The organism is Hymenobacter cellulosivorans, assembly GCF_022919135.1.
GTDB lineage: Bacteria > Bacteroidota > Bacteroidia > Cytophagales > Hymenobacteraceae > Hymenobacter > Hymenobacter cellulosivorans.
The window spans coordinates 3841731-3860738 of sequence record NZ_CP095049.1; the positions used below are offsets into that span (position 1 = coordinate 3841731).

The window sequence follows — 19008 nt, forward strand, 5'->3', positions numbered from 1 at the left end:
TCTTACCCCAACTTTAAAAAGCTACTGCCGACCCTACAGCTCCCGCACCCAGATATTGCGGAAGCTGATGGGCTCACTTTTGTCGCCGTGGGCCTGGAGCTTGATGGGGGCCGGGCCGTGGGCCTGCTGGTAGCTGGGCGCCCCGATATACACCGTGGGGCCGGCCAGGGTCACGTTTTGCTGCACGACTACCCCGTTGAAGAGCACCGTTACGCGGGCCGGGGTCAGCATTGCGCCGTCGGGCTTGAAGGTCGGGGCGGTCCAGAGCACGTCGTAGCTTTGCCATTCGCTGGGCTTGCGGGCGGGGTTGGCCAGGGGAATATGCTGCTTGTAAATGCTGCCCGCCATGCCGTTGGCGTAGGTCTTGTTCTGGTAAGAATCCAGGATTTGCAGCTCGTAGCCCAGGTCACCCTTACCCAACGAAGCCAGGAAGATGCCGCTGTTGCCGCGGGCCTGGCCTGTGCCGCTGATACCGGCCGGCACCCGCCATTCCAAGTGCAATTGGTAGTTGGTAAAGGCCTGCTTGGTTTCGATGTTGCCCGTGGCCTTGTCAATGGTGAGCAAGCCGCCGGCTACTTTCCACCGGGCCGGGGCCGCGCGGTCGTCAGCCGATACCCACTGGCTGAGGTCTTTGCCGTTGAAGAGCACTACCGCGTCGGAGGGTGGCGGGGTAAAAAGAGGGTTAGCCGTCACGGTTTTGGGCACTGGCTCCCACACTTCGGTGGCTTCGGGCTTGCCGGTTTGCTGGGCCTGGGTCATGGTGGAAAAGCCGAAAAGAACGGCGGAAAACAGCAGGGGCAGCTTCATACGGGGCGAGGTCAGAGCAGGAGTGGAGGGGCAAGATAAGAACAGCCGGCTACACGTCGCAGAGCTGCACGGCCTGGCGTAGGGAGGCCAGCTTATCAGCATTACGGGGCATGAATTCCTGGGCTACGTAGCCTTGGAAGCCGGTGGCCTGGATGGCCCGCATGATGGCTGGGTAGTTGAGCTCCTGCTGGTCGTCGAGCTCGTGGCGGCCGGGCACGCCGGCGGTGTGGTAGTGGGCAATGTACTCGTGGTGCTGGGTCAGGGTGCGGATGACGTCGCCCTCATTGATCTGCATGTGGTAGATGTCGTAGAGCAGCTTGAAGTGCTCCGAGCCCAGCTTTTTGGCCAGCTCCACTCCCCAGGCAGTATGGTCGCAGTGGTAGTCCTTATGGTCAATTTTGCTGTTGAGCAGTTCCATGACCAGCACTACCTTGTGCTGGGCAGCCAGCTTGAGCAGGGGCTGGAGACCCCGTACGCAGTTGTCCCAGCCTGCCGCATCCGACATGCCCCGACGGCTGCCACTAAAGCAAATTAAGTTCTGGTAGCCGGCCTTGGCTACCCGCGGAATCATCTCGGCGTACTGCTTCTGCAGGCGGGCGTGAAACTGCGGGTCGTTAAAGCCGTCGGTCAGGTTGATTTCGGCCCCGTTGCACATGGGCGAGTCAAGACCGTACTTCTGCAGTGTCGGCCAGTCCTTGGGCCCCACTAAGTCAATGCCCCGGATACCCATTTCCTTGGCCGCAGCGCAGAGCTGTTCCAGGGGCAGGTCCTGAAAGCACCAGCGGCACACCGACTGCCGGATGTTGCCCTTAAGCGGCATAGCTAGGGCAGTTTTTTTATCCTCGGCGGCGCAGGCCCCGCCCAGACCCAGCGTACTCACGGCTGCCGTGCCGGCCAGCAGCCCTTTCACCGCCGCCCGCCGATTCCAGGTAGCCACGGCGGTTAGTTGGCTTGCGCCAAAGTAGGAGCAGCCGCATCAAAGGCCGGGGCTTCGGCGGCCTGGGCCTGGGCGCGGTCCTTGAACAGCAGCAGGAACAAGAAGAGCACCACTACGGCTATGCCGGCCGGAATCAGCCAGATCATGCGCCAGTCGTGGGTCGTGGGCGTAGTCTGGTAGGCGTCAAAGATGCGGCCCGAGAGCAGAGTGCCGATGAGCATGCCCACGCCGTAGGTAGCCAGGGTGATAAAGCCCTGGGCCGAGCTCTTGAACCGTTCCCCGGCCAGGTTGTCGGTGTAAATCTGGCCCGTAACGAAGAAGAAGTCGTAGCAGATGCCGTGCAGCACGATGCCCGCAATCAGCATCCAGTAGCTGCCCGTGCCGTTGCCGTAGGCGAAACACAGATAGCGCAAAACCCAGGCCCCCATGCCGATGGCCAGCATCTTCTTGACGCCCAGGCGGCTGAAGAACACCGGAATCAGGAGCATAAACAGCAGCTCGGATACCTGGCCCAGGCTCTGCACCCCGGCTGCCGCTTTCATGCCCACTTCGTTCAAGAACGGGTTGGTAAAGCCATAGTAAAAGGCCAGTGGAATACAGATGGCAATGGAAGCCAGAAAGAAAATCAGGTAGGAGCGGTTCTTGAGCAACCCAATGGCATCGAGGCCCAGCATGTCGCCCAGGGAGCTGGCCTGCCCGGTTTTGACGGGCGGCGTGGCCGGCAGCGTGAAGCTAAACAAGCCCAGCAAGGCTGAGGCCCCGGCCGCCATCAGGAAGGTGCTTTGCAGGCTGCCGCTTTGCTCCCAGTTGAGCCAGCCGATGGTTAGGCCAGCCACAATCCAGCCCAGGGTACCCAGTACCCGGATGGTGGCAAACTCCTTCTGCGGATTCTGCATCTGCCGGAAGGCAATGGAGTTAACCAGGGCCAGCGTGGGCATGTACAGAATCATGTAGGTCAGAATGTTGGGATAGAAGGAGCTGAAGTCGGGCGCGGTGGAGGCGTGCCACAGCAGGGCCGCCCCAGCCAGGTGCAGCACCCCCAGAATCTTTTGGGCCGAGAAGAACCGGTCGGCAATAAGCCCAATGATGAAAGGCGCCACAATGGCCCCGATGGACTGAGTCAGAAAGGCCACGCCCACCTGGGTGCCGGTGGCATTGAGGTTGCGCAGCAGGTAGGTACCCAGCGTCACAAACCACGCGCCCCAGATAAAAAACTCCAGAAACATCATGATGGACAGCTTGATGCGGATGGTGGTATTCATGGGCGGTGGGGGTGAAATGTAGTTGCTCGTTGTTAGTTGTCAGGCCTGTCATCCTGAGCTTGCGAAGGACCTTTCTCGCCTCAGTGACAAGCTTCATTCAAAGTACCAAAGCACTATATCCTTGTTAGAGCAAAGGGCTTTTCACGTCGGTATTTAGCTGCAGTGGGGTAAGCGAGGAAGGTCCTTCACTCCGCTGCGCTGCATGACCGTCAGATTAAGGATGACAGGCAGAGGATGTTATTTACTGAAACTACTACCGCAGGCTCAAGATGTAGCGGGCCATTTCCTGGGCATCGGCTTCTGAGAGGCCGGGATGGGGTGTCATGGCGATGTCACCCCAGTTGCCCTTGCCGCCTTTGATAATCTTGCCGGCCAGCATGCTCACGTTGGCGTCGTTGCTGGGGTATTTTTCGGCTACGGCTTTGTAGGCAGGGCCCAGCAGCTTCTCGTTTTCGCGGTGGCAGCCCATACAGTCGCTACCCTCGATGAGCTTAGCGCCCTTGGCTACCGCCCCGCCCGTGGGCCCGGTTCCGATTTTGGTGGCGCTGGTGTCAATCTGGGGCTGATGAGCGACGGCCGTGACGTTGGCACCAGTAGTGCTGTCGGTGGCCAAGGTTTCCTCGGTATTAGCCAGAGTGTATTCTTCCCTGGCTTTTTTCTCCGATCCGGAAGAGCAGGCCGCCAGCATCGCGCCGAAGCTCAGAAATAGGAAGGCTTTTTTCATGATTGCGAGCTACTACTTAAAGGCCCAGCAGGGCTTTGTTTTTGGCTTCATCAACCCCGGACGCGGCAAAGTCGTCGAAGGCCTTGTCGGTGACGCGGATGATGTGGTCTTTGATGAACGTGGCGCCTTCGCAGGCACCGTCTTCGGGGTGTTTCAGGGCGCATTCCCATTCCAGCACGGCCCAGCCGGGGTAGTCGTACTGGGCCAGTTTGCTGAAAATGGCCTTGAAGTTGACCTGCCCGTCGCCGGGGGAACGGAAGCGGCCGGCGCGGTCGGCCCAGGCCTGGTAGCCCCCGTACACGCCCTGCCGGCCGCTGGGGTTAAACTCGGCATCCTTGACGTGAAAGGCCCGGATTCGCTCGTGGTAGAGGTCGATGTACTCCAGGTAGTCGAGGCACTGCAGCACGAAGTGAGAGGGGTCGTAGAGCAGGCAGGCGCGGGGGTGGTGCTGCACCTTGTCGAGAAACATTTCGTAGCTGATGCCGTCGTGCAGGTCTTCACCTGCGTGCACTTCGTAGCACACGTCCACGCCGCACTCGTCGAAGGTTTGCAGAATCGGCAGCCAACGCTTAGCCAGCTCCGTAAAGCCCATTTCCACGAGGCCCGCCGGGCGCTGGGGCCAGGGGTAGACCATTGGCCAAAGCAACGCCCCGCTGAAGGTGGCGTGGGCAGTAAGGCCCAGGTTCTGGGACGCCTTAGCTGCGTACTTGAGCTGCTGCACCGCCCACTCTTGCCGGGCCTTGGGGTTACCGTGCAAGGCCTTGGGGGCAAAGCCGTCGAAGAGCGAATCGTACACAGGATTTACGGCTACCAGCTGCCCCTGCAGGTGGGTCGACAACTCGGTGATTTCCAGGCCGGCGGTCTGCACCTTGCCTTTTACTTCGTCGGCATAGGTCTGACTCTCGGCCGCCAGCTGCAGGTCGATGAAGCGTTTGTCCAAGCTCGGAAGCTGCACGCCTTTAAAGCCCAGGCTGCTGGCCCACTGGCAGATGCTGTCCAGACTGTTAAACGGCGGTTGTTCGGAAATAAACTGGGCCAGAAAAATAGCGGGCCCTTTGATAGTTTTCATGCGTGGCTAAATGGTAAACTCGGTCCACTTCTGTTCGGAGCGGCCCGAGGCAATGACGTTTTCGATGAAGGCCATGCCCCGCACCCCTTCTTCAATGCTGGGGTAGTCCAGAGCTTCGGGTGGGGCGGGGGTGCCGGCCAGGTCGGCTTGCAGGCTCAGGGCGAAGTTGCGGTAGAGGTTGGCAAAGGCTTCGAGGTAGCCCTCGGGGTGGCCGGCGGGGGTGCGGGCGTTGTGGCGGGCGTAGGAACTGACGTAGCCCGTACCCGCCCGGCGAATTTCGGTAGGCCGGTCAAGCCACTTTACCAGCAGGGTGTTGGCATCGGCCTGCTGCCATTCCAGGCCACCTTTTTCCCCGTACACCCGCAGGCGCAGGTTGTTTTCCTCGCCGGCCGCCACCTGTGTAGCCACCAGCACGCCGCTGGCCCCACCCGAAAGGCGCAAGAGCACGGCCCCGTCGTCGTCGAGCTGCCGGCCGGGTACTACGGTGTTGATGTCGGCGCAGAGCTGGGTCACGCTTAGGCCCGTGACGTACTCGAGCAGGTTGAAGGCATGAGTGCCAATGTCGCCCATGGCCCCGGCGACGCCGCTGCGGGCGGGGTCGGTGCGCCAAGCGGCCTGCTTGTTGGCCGAGCCTTCCTCGAAGGTGCTCAGCCAGCCCTGCGGATACTCTACGTACACCTTGCGGATGGTGCCCAACTCCCCACCTGCAACCAGCTGCCGGGCTTCTTTCACCATGGGGTAGCCGGTGTAGGTATGGGTCAGGCAGAAGCGGGTCGGGCTGGCCTCGACCACAGCTTGCAGCTCCTTGGCTTCGGCCAAAGAAAAGGTCATGGGCTTGTCGAGAATGACGTGGAAGCCGTTTTCTAGGGCCAGCTTGGCCGGGGCGAAGTGCAGGTGGTTGGGCGTCACGATGGACAACACCTGCACCCGCAGCTCGGCGGGCAGCTCTTTTTCGCGCTGGATCAGCTCCTCGTAAGAGCCGTAAACCCGCTCGGGCTGGAGGCCTAGCAACTGCCCGCTGGCCCGGGAGGTGTCGGGGTTGCTGCTGAAGGCTCCGGCAACTAACTCATATAGCCCATCCAAGGCGGCAGCGTGGCGGTGTACAGCCCCAATAAAGGCTCCCTGCCCGCCGCCTATCATGCCCAGTCGTAGTTTCATTCGGTTTTAGTTGTTGGTTGTTCGTTTTCCGTTGTTAGTCTTTGCTGCAGTTTACCTGACAACTAACAACGAGCAACGAACAACTTAAGTAGTAGCCCAGGCCCGGTCGCCTTTTTTGTAGGGCACGCAGCCGTCGTATTTGCCCGGCACGGGCAGGTAGCGCAGGGCCTTGGTGCTGCCCACTTCGGAGGTGAAGTAACCCAGCAAAGTCAGCTCTTTGAGCATGCGGAAGTAGTGGTTGGGCGCTTCCAGGGTTTTGGTTTTGCTGTAATTTTTCTGTTCAGCGTCCAGGGCCGTGAGCAGGACAGTACGCTGCTCCGGGGTGCTTTCCAGAAAGCCCTTACCGTTTTTCTGCTTACTGGCCTGCTCCAGCTTAGTCAGGCCCTCCAGGAAAATCTGCTGGTCTTTGGGCTCGTAGCAGTCCTTGACCATGACGGCCATGAACGAGCCCACGTCGGCGGCTTTGGCCCCGGGCGTTTTGGTGGTGGGCAGGATGGTTTCCCCTACCTCATTGAGGTAGGCAACTTGATCCTGATTGAGAAAAGGCTTTTCCTTTTTAGCGGCCGTGGTGGCCTTGGCATTCTTTTCCTCGGTGGGCGAGGAGCAGCTGCTCAAAAAATAGTCACCGCCGATAAGGGTGCCGCCCATGATGAGGGCTACCCGGGTGAGGGCGTCTCTTCTGTTCATAGTGGTACGGATTAGACGTTTTGCTTTTTCAGCTCACTTACCGCGTGGTCGACGGCGCGGGCCGTGAGGGCCATGTAGGTCAGGGAAGGGTTCTGGCAGGCCGAGGAAGTCATGCAGGCCCCGTCGGTGACGTACACGTTGGGCGCGTCCCAGACCTGGTTGTGAGCGTTGAGCACCGACGTTTTCGGGTCGCGGCCCATGCGGGCGGTACCCATTTCGTGGATGCCGCCGCCCATGGCGTAGCCGTTGTTGTAGGTCTTCACGTTTTTGAGCCCGGCCTTTTCCAGCATTTCCTGGGCATCCTGCATCATGTCGATGCGCATTTTCTGCTCGTTGTCCCGGATGCTGGCGTCGAGAGCCAGCACGGGTAGGCCCCACTTGTCCTTCTTGTCTTTGTCGAGGAAGGCGCGGTTGTCGTGGTAGGGCAGGGTTTCGCCGAAGGCGCCCAGGCCCATCGTCCAGTTGCCGGGTTCCGACAGAGCGTCTTTCAGGTCGCCGCCGATGCTCATTTCGGCAATTTCCCGGCTCCAGCCTTCCCGCCCGGCGCCGCCCTGGTAGCCGAAGCCGCGGATGTAGTCGCGCTTGTCGCCAAAGAGGTTGCGGAAGCGGGGCACATAAATACCGTTGGCCCGGCGGCCAAACACGTACTTGTCTTCGTAGCCGGGCATCTCGCCGTGGGCCCCCACCCGGAAGTGGTGGTCCATCAGGTTGTGGCCCAGCTGCCCGCTGCTGCTGCCCAGCCCCTCGGGCCACACGTCGGTGGCCGAGTTCATCAGCACCCAGGCTGAGTTCAGGGTGGAGGCGTTGAGAAACACGATTTTGGCGAAGTACTCGTAGGTCTGGTTGGTTTCTGCGTCCAGCACTTCTACGCCCTTGGCCCGCTTGGTGTCCTTGTCGTAAAGGATTTTGGTCACGATGGAAAACGGCCGCAGCGTGAGGTTGCCGGTGGCTACGGCGGCGGGTAAGGAGGCGGCCTGGGTGCTGTAGTAAGCCCCGAATGGGCAGCCCAGCCAGCACTTGTTGCGGTACTGGCAGTTGGTGCGGTTGTTATGGGCCACGGTGATGTTGGCCGTGCGCCCAATCACCATGTGGCGGTCCTTGTAGTTCTTTTTGATGCGGGCCGCCACGTCCTTTTCCACGCAGTTCATTTCCATGGGCGGCATAAAGTCGCCGTCGGGTAGCTGGGGCAGGCCGTCCCGGTTGCCGCTGATGCCCGCGAATTTCTCCACGTAGCTGTACCAGGGGGCCAGGTCCTTGTAGCGGATAGGCCAGTCGACGGCCACCCCGTCCTTGGCGTTGGCCTCGAAGTCGTAGTCGCTCCAGCGGTAGCTCTGCCGGCCCCACATCAGGCTGCGGCCGCCCACCTGGTAGCCCCGGAACCAGTCGAAGGGCTTGACCTCCACGTAGGGGCTTTCCCGCTCATCGACCCAGAACTCCAGGTTGCTTTCGTTGAGGGTATAGTCGCGCTTGAGCACGGGATGGTCGGCCATCATCTGCTGGGTTTTACCCCCGCGGTGGGGCAACTCCCAGGGCGCCTTGTTGGCATTCACATAGTCCTTGATGTGCTCCACGTTGCGGCCCCGCTCCAGCAAGATAGTTTTCAGGCCTTTTTCCGTCAATTCCTTGGCAGCCAGGCCGCCCGAAATACCGGAACCAATGACAATAGCGTCGTAGGTATTCTTTTCCATAAAAAGGGTGGGGAATGGTAGGGCGGATTTCTAGTTGTTCGTTGTCAGTTGTTAGGTTGCTCGAACCTTCTTTTCACTGACAACTGACAACGAAGAACGAGCAACTACACCAGCGTGCGCTTGATGTGGGTGATGCTCTTCTGGATGCTGTCGAAGGGGGAGCCGGGCGTTTGATCCTGCTCAACGAAGAAATACTTCAGGCCCGCTTTATTAGCCTGAGCGAAGATGCGCTTGAAGTCGATGGTGCCGCTGCCGACTTCGGTGAAGTTCTGCTTGGGTGTGTTGTCCATGTCCTTCACGTGCCAGAGCGGGAAGCGGCCGGGGTGCTTCGTGAACAGGGCCACCGGGTCGTGGCCGGCCTTGGTGGCCCAGTAGAGGTCCAGCTCCATCTGCACCAGATTTTTGTCGGTGCTGCTGAGCAGCAAATCGTAGGGCAGCTGGCCGTTCTGGGCCGCGAATTCGAAGTCGTGGTTGTGGTAGCAGAGCTGGATGCCGGCCTTTTTGCTTCGCTCCCCGGCTTTGTTGAGCTGCTCGGCCACATACTTATAGTGGTCCAGGCCACCGCGCTCGGCGTCCGAGAGGTAGGCGCACACCATGTACTTCACGCCGGCTTGAGCCGCGTCGTCCACGGCCTTGTCCCAGCCGTGGAGCATGGTGCCCTGCACGGGCTGGCCTTTTTCCTGCTCCTCGCCCAGACGGTAGTGGCTGCTGGGCATAATCAGGCCGTTTTGCTTGAGCAGCTTGGCAAAGGCGGCGGGCTCCATGCCGTAAAATTTCTGGCTGCCGGTATACGTAGCGCCTTCCACCGAGGTGTAGCCCAGCTTGGCAATGCGGGCCAGCGTGCCGGCCGGGTCTTTTTGCATGTCCTCGCGCACGGTGTAGAGCTGCAGGCCAATGTACTGCTTGGGAGCCGCTAGCAAAGCAGGGGAAACCAATACTCCGGCTGAGAGCAGGGCGGCAGATTTTACGAAAGCGCGGCGGGACGTTGTCATAGTCAGGATGGGTGGGGAAGGGTAAGGAGTGAAGGCCGGCTTAGGCCGAACTCAGGCGTAGAGCCGCCACGGGGTAGGTAAGATAATCGGTTGTGTAAGGCCCGAAGAATTGTTTTGGTGTACTCTTAGGCTTGTTTCCAGCCAGAAACAGCCGGGCTGATAAGGGTAATCCGCCCTAATTTATTGTTCCTGATTTGGAGAAAGCAAGCATTTGAATGGTATAAAAACCAGCAGATTGGCCTAAAAAGTAAACGCAATACACTTACGACACACGCAACGGCAGCCATTCCACCACCCAGCACCATAATTAGCCGGCTCCTGGCTTTCTCGTCCAACAGATAAAAAACATGGTCGTGCCCAGACATCTTTTGGGCGCTTGGCGCAAAATCAGCGGCAAAGGGCCGGACAACTAGTATTCGCCCGGCAGGCGGGGTTCGGGCTGGCGCAGGGCCTGATTGTTGGGCTGGGGCTGGGTAAACTGCAGGGGTGGATAGGCCCAGGGGGTGGTGTTACCCGAGGCATCCAGAAGGGCAAACGTTACCGAGTAGTCTGGGCCCTTGTCCAGCATAAACGGGCCGCCGCACATGCCCCGCCCAATGAAAAGAATGCCTTGCTTGTCCGGCATGACGTAATAGGTCGTTTGCTGGCCGCTGCTCAGGCTCCTCACGGTGGCCTTTACTATGTACTCCGATTCGTCCCGGACCGGGCACGTGAAGTCAACGGAAACATCCGGGCCACACCCGTACTCGGTGTACTGCTGGCCTTTTTCGGTGGGCCGGGCCAGCCAGGCGGGAGGCGTCTGGTCCTGGCCCGGTACCACGGTGTAGAGCACCCGGCTGCGGTGGAGCTGGAAGACGAGGTTTTGCTTGGCCGTGCCTTTCTTCCGGGCTTCGGTAATCACCAGCTCGTACTGCCGGCCGACTTCCAGGCGGCGGCTTGGTTTGAGCACGGCCTGGGTAACGGCAAACTCGCCCAGCAACAGCTGCTGCACCTCCAGCGGAATCTGCTGGTCAGCTGCCTGCAAATAGATTTTGTAGGTGCTGCCCAATCCCCTGATTATTTCCTGGCTGGCCGAATAGCCATCCACAACGAATACCGGAGTTGCGTGCACCGTCCGGGCCTGGGGCCACACCCGCAGGCCACTGTTTATGCATTTGGCCCGAGCCGGCAATGTGGTACTGGCAAGGACAGCAAGTATGACCAGCGTTTTCGGGCCGGCGGCGGAAGGCTTTAGCTGAGGCATAGCGTGGAAATAGGAAGTACTCCAAGTTAAGAGTTCTGGCCGGAAAGCGTCGGAGTTCGGAGAAAAGGTAAACCAGACCGTGCGTTGCGTCGCTGCTGCAAGAGCCTGGAGCAGAGGCTGATTCAGGCTCTGCTGAGCTGAACGGTAGTACGCTTTGTGCCACCAAACCCGGCGTACATGCGTTAGAAACCAGGTGCCAGCCCGTTCCCCGAAGCCACGCTTGAGCTTGCCCCGGCTGGTAGTGTAGCTGAAATCCTAACGCAGATCTATATGAAAGCAGTGGAAGAAAATAAGCCCGTGACGGCCACCTACGACATTGCCCAGATTATGGGCGGCCTCTACGGCGACGGTATCATTGGTCTGAAAGGGGCCTTTAGCCGCGAATGGGCTCAGCAGTTGGGCGAGGATATTGCCGTGCTCTACCAGGAAGCTCTGCAGCGGCCCGGCGGTGCCTTGGGCCGGGGCCCCAAGCGGCACTACGTCGAAATTCACCCCGAAAGTATCCGCGGCTTCCTGGAACTGGCTACCCACCCGTGGCTGACGGCCGTGTGCGAAGCCGTGCTGGGACCCGACTACAAAATCGTGGAAATCGGCTTCGACGTGCCCAATCCCGGAGCCATGAACCAGCCCTGGCACCGCGACTTTCCCGCCAACGAGGATACTATCCGGGGTCGGCGGCTCAACTCCCTGGCCTTCAACCTGACTACTGTGGACGTGTACGAGGACATGGGCCCGTTTGAAATTGCGCCCGGTACCCAGTGGGATTTGCCCATCGGCTTTGAGCACGACATGTTTCCGCCCAAAACGAACAGCCCCCGCTACGAGGCCCGGGCCCAGCGCAAAATGCCCCAGATGGGCGACATTTCCGCCCGCTCGGCCCTGACCATTCACCGCGGCACGGCCAATAACTCGGATAAGTCGCGGCCAGCCCTGGTGCTGGGCGTGGACGCGCCCACGGCCAACAACGCCGAACGCCACGACCTGCAGCTCACCCACCGATTCTACGCCACGCTGCCCGAGAGCCTGCGGCAGCACCTGACCTGCCGCCTCGTCGACGAGCTGGAGCCCATCATGCAGGGCCATACCATTGAAGGCCTGATGATGGGCGAGGCCTAGAAAACGAGTGCTTAATTGGTAGAGCAGTCATCAAAACGTTATTCCGAGCCTGGCGAGAAATCCCGCGGGCCGAGGTTGTTTATGCTGTCATCCTTCGCTGGGCCTGCGTCAGATGAAGGATGAGAGATGAAACTAAGGCCTGAAGAACTACCCCAAACCATCCCACCCCGACCGCCCATGCCCACGCCCGACGACCATATCTACCAGGAAGCACAGCTGGCGCCCATGACCGTGGCCGAAATAAACGAGCTGACCCGCGCAGCTCGGGCCCAGCCGCCCAGCGCCGACCAAACGCACGTGTTGGTGCCCGACGGCGAAGACCCCTGGGTGATTAGCCACGAAGGCCAGCTGTACTACTGCACCGTGGACCGGCTGAAGCGCAAAATTCTGGTGGCTAAGTTTTCCCGCCTAGAGGATATGGCCGCAGCCGAGCTGGTCGAAGTGTGGCCTGGTTTGCAAGGCGCCACGCCGGAGTTCGTGGAAATCTGGGCGCCCGAACTACAGCTCATCGACGGGCAGTGGTACGTGTACTTTGCCCTCTACAATGCCCGGCTCGGGGAGGAGCGGCTCTACGCCCTGCGGGGAATTTCCGCCGACCCGCAGGGGGAGTACGAGTTTATGGGCCGGCTGGAAGTACCCACCGACCGGTGGGCCATCGACGGCACCGTGCTCCGCCTCGGTGACGGCCAGCTGTATTTTCTGTGGTCGGGATGGGAGGGTTTCGCCAACGTGAGCCAGAATATTTACATCGCCCGCCTGAGTAACCCCTGGACCATCAGCTCCGATAGGGTCTGCATCTCAAGGCCCGAGCACGACTGGGAAAGGCAGGGGTACCCCCACGTCAATGAAGGCCCGCAGGTACTGCAGCGCCAGGGCCGCACCTTTGTTATCTATTCCGCCTCCGGCAGCTGGACCGACGACTACTGCCTGGGCCAGCTCACCTACCTCGGCGGCGACCCGCTCAATCCGGCATCCTGGCGCAAGGAGCCTCGGCCGGTATTTGCCAAAACCGGCACCATCTTCGGCCCCGGCCATGCCTCGTTTGTTGAGGTCGAAGGGCAGGACTACATTATCTACCACGCCGCCCGCCGCAGCCAGGCCGGCTGGGCCCGGCAGATTCGCTACAAGCCCTTCACCTGGCACGCCGACGGCTCCCCAGACTTTGGCGAGCCGCTCTAAGTGTGTTCCGGAAAGCTGCTGCGCTTATTAATTACCTGTGCGCAGTTGGTTGGCTTTCTGCTCCCGCGCGGCTGCTTTGAGCTGGTGGCGCTTGATTTCAAGGGGTTCCTGCTCCCGGATTTCACTGCGCAGGCCCTCGATTTCCATCGAGTTGCCCGAGGTAGAGAAGCTCCACTGCCGCCCGAACCGGAGTTGATAAGGGAGCAGGCAATGGTGGCGGGCAGACTCAGCAGCAAGCCCTTCCTACCGCTTTTCTAAATAACCTTGAGCGGGAACTAGCAATTTTAGGTGACAACACAAAGGTTGGTTACCTACTATGGCAGTTCGGTGAATAGGTATCTAAAAGCGCGAGATGCCCAAGATAATTAGCGAAATACCTTTCTTCTTATCCTGCCTTACCTCGTCGGGCCCTTGTCCACCTGCGCCTCCAGCCGGGCCTGCACGTCCACGGGCAGCTTGCTGAGCAAATCCAGGCCGGTGGCGTTTTCGATGGCGTCGACCGAGACGCGGTACTGGCTCCAGTCGGCGCTGACACTGTTGTCGTTGGGCGTGTCGATGGCCAGGATGCGGGCCTGGCTAGGAATGCGGGCCAAATCGTCGGAGCCTTCGGGCAGAATTACCAGTACCTTCCAGACCCGGGCCGGCACGGTCACCTTGCCGCCATCCAGGGTAGTAGTGAAGCCCTTCGAGCCCGTACCGCCCTTGCCGTAGCTGCCCATAATGACGTAGATTTCCTGGCCCCGGTTTACCTGGGTGCGGCCCCACTCTTCGAGGCTGCTCCAGGTGCGCTGGTTGTTGTTGGGCGCCTGCGGAATCATGTTGGTCATCAGAAACGTGGCCGAGTTGTCGTCCAGGTCGGTGGTACGGTCGGCCGAGGGGCAGTTGTGGCCCTTGTCGAAGCCCGAGCCCGAGTAGCTGCGCGGCGTCACGGCGTAGAACCCGCGGGGCAGAGCCGGGTCGGGGCGGAAGTCGTCCTGCCGGGGTGCCGAGCCCATCCAGGTGCGGTTTAGGTGCCAGCTCACCCAGGTCGGGATGCCCCGGTTGGCGTTGTAGCCGATGCTGAACTGGGGCTTAACGAGCAGGTAGTTGGTCAGATTGTCGGGGCTGCTGGTGGCTCCGCTGGGGTTGCCCAGGGCCATGTTGTCGTCCCGGCTGGTCACCACGGCCGAAGCCTTGCGGGTGGTGGCCGGGGGCAGGGAAGTGCCCGGCGAAGCACCGCCGCTGCCCGTGGGTGTAGTGCCGGAAGTGCCACTAGAGCCGCTGTCGGTAGCTAGGCTGCCCGTCGTTTCGAGTTGCACATCGTCGATGTTGAGCCGGCCGCTGCCTCCGGTTTTGCGAATTTCCAGGCGGAGCCGGTTGGTAGTGCCCCCGGCAAAGGTATTCACCGCCAGGCGCGGGCCCTGGGTGCGCACCGGCTGCCCGATGCGGCGGAAGCTACGGCCCCCATCCACGCTGCCCCACAGCTCCCAGGTGCTGGCCGGGTCGTTGCCGTAGGCCGCCGCGCTGATGCGGATGCTGCGCACCCCGGCCGGGGCGTCAAAGTTCATCCGGAGTTTGCCCTGATTGCGCAGCCGGGCCGCGTGCTGCCCGTTTTTGTGGTCTTCATCGGCCGAGCCAATCAAGGCGTCTTCGAAGTGCCAGGCTCCGGTAGTCAGGGTCTCGTCGGCCGTCGAATACGCGCCTTTGCTGCCCGCCTCGAAAGTTTCGGTCAGACCACTGCCGGTGGGCACCTGGGCCGCTGGGCCGCTGCTACCCGCCGATTCGACCGGAATAGCCGGGGGGCCGTCGGGCAGGGGCGGACGGGAAGTTTCGGGTTGCGACTGGGAGCAGGCCAGTAGGGCAGCGGGCAAAAGAAACAGCAGACGGGACATAGCGCGAAGGTAGCAGATCTGGGGCAGCTACCTACTAGCCCTTGGCCGGCGGTAAGAGCCGCTGCAAAGCCGCAATTTCAAGGTCCAGGGCTTGAATTCGGGCATCGAGTTGGGCTTGGGGAACGGCGCCAAACCGGGTAAGCTGCCAACGGGCATCGGCCAGCAGGTCGGTGTACCAGCTCCGGTCCCGGGCATCAGGGTCCGGACTACCGTCGGTAGGCGCCGGGGGCAGGGCCGCCAGCACGGGCGTCAAAACCACGATGCGCCGACGCAAGGGCAACGCCTGTCGCCGCAGCTTTTCCAGCTGGTAGCGGATAGTATCGACTTCGTTCTGGCACTGCCCGATTCGCTGGCGCACTTCCTTTAAACCCGGCGCCGCATCCGGGTGCTGCGAATTGGCTTCGACGTCGGCCAAGGGCGGCTCCTTATCAGTGCCACCGTTGGCCGAATGCAGCGTAAGCAGGGGAGCCAGCCGAATCAGGGCTGGAGTGGGCAGCTGGCGGCGGTTAATTTCGACCTGGGCCAGCAGGTCGCGCGAAATGCGCAGGTGCACTGCCAGCTCCAGCTGAGTCAGGCCCAGCAGCTGTCGGAGGTTCCCTTCGCTCGATTGATTGGGCATACGCTTGATAACCAGCCTAAAAATGGTAAAAAACAGTAGTAGTTACTGATTCGTCACAGAATACGATAAACTATAATATTTTGTGACAAGCACTGTCACAGACAGGTATGTCACAACTATAAATGTGACTCCTGTGATTGTGACAATGGTTGTCACACTTTTCGCCGAGGCCTGATTTTAAGTGACAGATCCTGATCTGTCTCCTTGATACTGCTTGCGTGGCAACGTGGCGCGGGAAATAGAGTCATTGTAGCCTACCTTGCTTCTCTATTTCTCAGCACAAGTATACATGACCCCAACCTCTACTCCTAAATTGCTTTTCCTGGCCGCCAGTTGCGCGTCGGCCCTGTGGCTGGGCTCCTGCGGGCAGGAGCAGCACGCCGGCTCGGCCGAAACGCCTACCGCCGATGCCAACTTCGAACGGTTTAAAACCCAGTTTATTGATTCGCTCTGGTACTACAACCCCGAGTGGGCCAGCAGCCAGGGTTACCACCGCTACGACTCTTTGCTGGTGGTGCCCAACGCCGCTCGCCGGCAGGTGGAAGCCAAGGAGCAGGCCCGGGTGCGCAAGCAGCTGGCTACGATTCCGGTGGGGGAGCTGTCGGTAAATAACCAGACCGACTTCCGCCTGATTGAAAACTACCTGAACAGTGCCCGTTGGTACGCCGACACGTTAAAGGAGTGGCAGTGGAACCCGGCTAACTACAACCTGGGCGGGTCGGTAGCCGAAATCCTGAATGGCCGCTACCAGCCCCTGGACCGCCGCCTGCGCAGCATTTCGTGGAAGCTTTCCCGGGCTACCGACTACTATGCTGCCGCCGAGGAAAACATCCAGAACCCTACCCGGGAGCATACCGAGCTGGCTATCCGCCAAACCAAGGGTGCCCTGGAGGTATTTGGGCCGGCCCTGTTGGATTCGTTGGGCCGCTCGGGCTTGTCGGAGCGGGAGAAAAAGGACTTCCGCGACCGGGTAGCCACTACCCGGCTGATGCTGGAAAACTACATCGGCTTTTTGCAAAACGAGGTGCTGCCCGCCGGCAAGTTCCGCAGCTTCCGCCTGGGCAAGGCCCTCTACGACCGCAAATTCAACTACGACATCCAGAGCAGCTACTCCGCCGACCAAGTCTACCAGAAGGCCCAGCAGCACAGGCAGGAACTGTTGCGCGACATGAACAAGCGCGCCGCCCGGCTCTGGCCTAAGTACTTTGCCGGCCAGCCCCTGCCCACCGACTCCCTGGCCGCCGTCAAGCAGGTGATTAGCCGCCTTTCCCAGAACCACGCCACCCAGGCCGGCTTCGTGGCGGCGGTGAAAGCCCAGATTCCGACCCTGGTCAAGTTTGTCAACGACAAAAAGCTGCTCACCCAGGACCCAACCAAGCCGCTGGTGGTGCGCGAAACCCCGGCCTACATGCGCGGCAGCGGGGCCGGGGCCTCCGTTTCGGCCCCGGGCCCCTACGACAAGGCCGCCGACACCTATTATAACGTGGAGCCCCTCGACGGGCAGCCGGCCGAGCAGGCCAACAGCTACCTGCGCGAGTACAATGAGTATACCCTGCAGATTCTCAACATTCACGAAGCCATTCCGGGGCACTACACCCAGCTCGTGTACGCCAACCGCTCACCTTCGCTCATCAAATCCATCTTCGGCAACGGAGCCATGATTGAGGGCTGGGCCGTGTACGCCGAGCGCATGATGCTGGAAAGCGGCTACGGTGGCAACTCCGACGAAATGTGGCTGATGTGGGACAAGTGGAACATGCGCGTCACCCTGAACGCCATCATCGACCACGAAATTCAGGTCAACAACGCCTCCGAGGCCAGCATTGTGGCCCTGCTCACCCGCGACGGGTTCCAGGAGCAGTCGGAAGCTACCAACAAGTGGAGGCGGGCCACCCTGAGCCAGGTGCAGCTGGCCAGCTACTTTACCGGCTACACCGAAATCTACGATTTGCGCCAGGAGCTCAAAAAGGAGCAGGGCAGCAGCTTCGATCTGAAGGCGTTTAATGAGCAGTTTCTCAGCTACGGCAGCGCCCCGGTGCGCTACATCCGCAACATGATGCTGAAAAAGCCAGCGTAGGGGAGCCCTGGGCTATTGACTATAGCAACGTATAGAACGTCATGTCGACCAACGGGAGACATGACGTCTTTATGCCTGATCGGCGTACCCGGTTTTACCAGCTGCCCGTATACCCCTAGTTCCGCTTTTTACCCGTTTTATGCAAGAGAAAGACCGTCAGCGCGTCTACCAAACCGACGATGAGGGCCTGCGCCGCTACACCCACGAGCACATGAAGGTGTTTGTCAAGTTTACCTCCGATAACTGCGAGATTTGCGAAAGCCTGGCCCCGCCCTTCGAGAAATTTGCCAACGACGAGCCCTACGAAACCATCCTGTTTCTGCGCCTGGCCTCGGAGGAAAGTCCGGTGGCTAAAAAGCTGATGCAGCAGAAAGTGGCTCCCTTCTTTGTCAGCTACTGCCAGGGCCGTATTTTGGAGTGCGACACGCTCACGGCCGAAGCCGAAGTACAGGCCATGCTGGAGCGCCTGCGCGAGTGGCTGCCCCAAAACAACTAAATAGTCGGCGCATGCGGCTTGGGCTACACAAGGATGCGGGGGTGCTGCTGACGTTTCTGCTGCTGTTTCTACTGATCTAGGGCGGCTTCCCGCTAATTTCCTCCTAGCTTCGCGGCCGTGTTTTTCGTCGTTTCCAAAATTTTGCCCTACCTGCTGGAGCCCGCCATCTGGCTGCTGGCCCTGCTGGTAGGGGCTCTGCTGAGTCGCAAGCGGCCCGGCCGGCAGCGTGGGTTCGTGGTGGCTGCTCTAGTACTCATACTCATCGGTACCAATGGCGGGTTGGTCAACGAGGCCTGGCTGGCCTGGGAACTGCCGCCCGTGCCGCTGCGCACCATCGGGCCCCACGACGCGGGCGTGCTGCTCACCGGCGTCACCAAGCCCCAGAAGTCGCCCCACGACCGGGTCTACCTTTCTGAAGGGGCCGACCGGGTCACGCACACCTTGTGGCTGTACCGGGCTGGGCGGATTCGCCGGATTATTATCAGCGGGGGCTCGGGATCGTTGCGGGAAGTGGCCCACACCGAAGCCCAGGACATTGCCACGCTGCTACGGCTGGCCGGCGTGCCGAGCCGGGATATTCTGCTGGAGGAGCGCAGCCGCAATACCCGCGAAAACGCCCAGTTTACCAAGGAATTACTGGCCCAACACCCGGACATCAAGAGCCTGGTACTGGTTACCTCGGCCTTTCACCAGCGCCGGGCCTTGGGCTGCTTTGTCAAAGTCGGCCTGCACCCCACGCCCTTTCCCGTTGACTTTCGCACCGAAGACGGTGGCCCGGCTTCCCTCACTTACTGGCTCCCCGATGCCACTGCCCTGGGCCGCTGGAGCCACCTGCTCCACGAGCTGCTCGGATACGTGACCTATAAAGTGCTGGGGTATATTTAATGTGGAGGAAAGTGAAAATTGAATACTCCTGTCCTTGCCAGGAAGAATGACAAAGCCATCCGTCCTCTAAAATGGGTGGAGCCTTTTAAAGTGAAAAGCCCTTTCCTGTTTGTGCGGGAAAGGGCTTTCTACTAGAAGAACGGGTCGTACTACGCCGGGGCCGGATGGCTCTGCTCTGCTCGTAAGGACAGCAAGGGC

General features: G+C 60.6%; 17 protein-coding genes. 5 read left to right on the forward strand and 12 right to left on the reverse strand.

From position 1 onward, the window contains the following. Positions 1–33 precede the first annotated feature (33 nt). From MUN80_RS16140 to MUN80_RS16185, 10 genes are all read right to left on the reverse strand, one after another. The gene (locus MUN80_RS16140) at positions 34–807 is read right to left on the reverse strand and encodes a 3-keto-disaccharide hydrolase (RefSeq protein WP_244714494.1); all 774 of its coding nucleotides are present in this window, start codon (positions 805–807) and stop codon (positions 34–36) included. 49 nt (positions 808–856) lie between these two features. Further along, complete coding sequence (locus MUN80_RS16145) at positions 857–1744, reverse strand: hydroxypyruvate isomerase family protein (protein WP_244714495.1); 888 nt, start codon at positions 1742–1744, stop codon at positions 857–859. Positions 1745–1749: 5 nt separating this feature from the next. Continuing rightward, on the reverse strand, positions 1750–3006 hold the full coding sequence (locus MUN80_RS16150; RefSeq protein ID WP_244714496.1) for a nucleoside permease: 1257 nt from the start codon (positions 3004–3006) through the stop codon (positions 1750–1752). A gap of 253 nt (positions 3007–3259) precedes the next feature. Next, a complete protein-coding gene (locus tag MUN80_RS16155) occupies positions 3260–3730 on the reverse strand; it encodes a c-type cytochrome (RefSeq protein WP_244714497.1) in 471 nt (156 codons plus the stop codon). Between the two features lie 16 nt (positions 3731–3746). Continuing rightward, a complete protein-coding gene (locus MUN80_RS16160) occupies positions 3747–4799 on the reverse strand; it encodes a sugar phosphate isomerase/epimerase family protein (RefSeq protein ID WP_244714498.1) in 1053 nt (350 codons plus the stop codon). A 6-nt stretch (positions 4800–4805) separates the two neighbouring features. Further along, a complete protein-coding gene (locus MUN80_RS16165) occupies positions 4806–5957 on the reverse strand; it encodes a Gfo/Idh/MocA family protein (RefSeq protein WP_244714499.1) in 1152 nt (383 codons plus the stop codon). 84 nt (positions 5958–6041) lie between these two features. Continuing rightward, positions 6042–6644 (reverse strand): gluconate 2-dehydrogenase subunit 3 family protein, encoded by a 603-nt coding sequence (locus MUN80_RS16170; protein WP_244714500.1) that lies wholly within the window; start codon positions 6642–6644, stop codon positions 6042–6044. 11 nt (positions 6645–6655) lie between these two features. Further along, on the reverse strand, positions 6656–8332 hold the full coding sequence (locus MUN80_RS16175) for a GMC oxidoreductase (protein ID WP_244714501.1): 1677 nt from the start codon (positions 8330–8332) through the stop codon (positions 6656–6658). 104 nt (positions 8333–8436) lie between these two features. Next, positions 8437–9324, reverse strand: a complete 888-nt coding sequence (locus tag MUN80_RS16180; protein ID WP_244714502.1) for a sugar phosphate isomerase/epimerase family protein — start codon at positions 9322–9324, stop codon at positions 8437–8439. A 409-nt stretch (positions 9325–9733) separates the two neighbouring features. Continuing rightward, positions 9734–10567 carry a hypothetical protein gene (locus MUN80_RS16185; RefSeq protein WP_244714503.1) on the reverse strand — a complete coding sequence of 278 codons (834 nt, stop codon included), beginning with the start codon at positions 10565–10567 and terminating at the stop codon, positions 9734–9736. A 270-nt stretch (positions 10568–10837) separates the two neighbouring features. On the opposite strand from MUN80_RS16185, the gene MUN80_RS16190 reads away from it, so the two are divergent. Continuing rightward, positions 10838–11683: a phytanoyl-CoA dioxygenase family protein gene (locus tag MUN80_RS16190; RefSeq protein WP_244714504.1), complete on the forward strand. Its 846-nt coding sequence runs from the start codon at positions 10838–10840 to the stop codon at positions 11681–11683. Positions 11684–11860: 177 nt separating this feature from the next. Beyond that, on the forward strand, positions 11861–12862 hold the full coding sequence (locus MUN80_RS16195; RefSeq protein WP_244714505.1) for a glycoside hydrolase family 43 protein: 1002 nt from the start codon (positions 11861–11863) through the stop codon (positions 12860–12862). 395 nt (positions 12863–13257) lie between these two features. Here MUN80_RS16195 and MUN80_RS16200 read toward each other — a convergent pair whose 3' ends face one another. After that, the gene (locus tag MUN80_RS16200) at positions 13258–14733 is read right to left on the reverse strand and encodes a DNA/RNA non-specific endonuclease (RefSeq protein ID WP_244714506.1); all 1476 of its coding nucleotides are present in this window, start codon (positions 14731–14733) and stop codon (positions 13258–13260) included. Between the two features lie 34 nt (positions 14734–14767). After that, positions 14768–15352, reverse strand: a complete 585-nt coding sequence (locus MUN80_RS16205; RefSeq protein ID WP_244714507.1) for a helix-turn-helix domain-containing protein — start codon at positions 15350–15352, stop codon at positions 14768–14770. 289 nt (positions 15353–15641) lie between these two features. Here MUN80_RS16205 and MUN80_RS16210 point away from each other — a divergent pair, with 289 nt between their 5' ends. The 3 genes from MUN80_RS16210 (at position 15642) to MUN80_RS16220 (ending at position 18810) form a co-directional block, all read left to right on the forward strand. After that, positions 15642–17429: a DUF885 domain-containing protein gene (locus MUN80_RS16210; protein ID WP_244714508.1), complete on the forward strand. Its 1788-nt coding sequence runs from the start codon at positions 15642–15644 to the stop codon at positions 17427–17429. A gap of 139 nt (positions 17430–17568) precedes the next feature. After that, positions 17569–17925 (forward strand): thioredoxin family protein, encoded by a 357-nt coding sequence (locus MUN80_RS16215; protein WP_244714509.1) that lies wholly within the window; start codon positions 17569–17571, stop codon positions 17923–17925. 117 nt (positions 17926–18042) lie between these two features. Next, the gene (locus MUN80_RS16220; RefSeq protein WP_244714510.1) at positions 18043–18810 is read left to right on the forward strand and encodes a YdcF family protein; all 768 of its coding nucleotides are present in this window, start codon (positions 18043–18045) and stop codon (positions 18808–18810) included. The last annotated feature ends 198 nt before the right edge of the window (positions 18811–19008 follow it).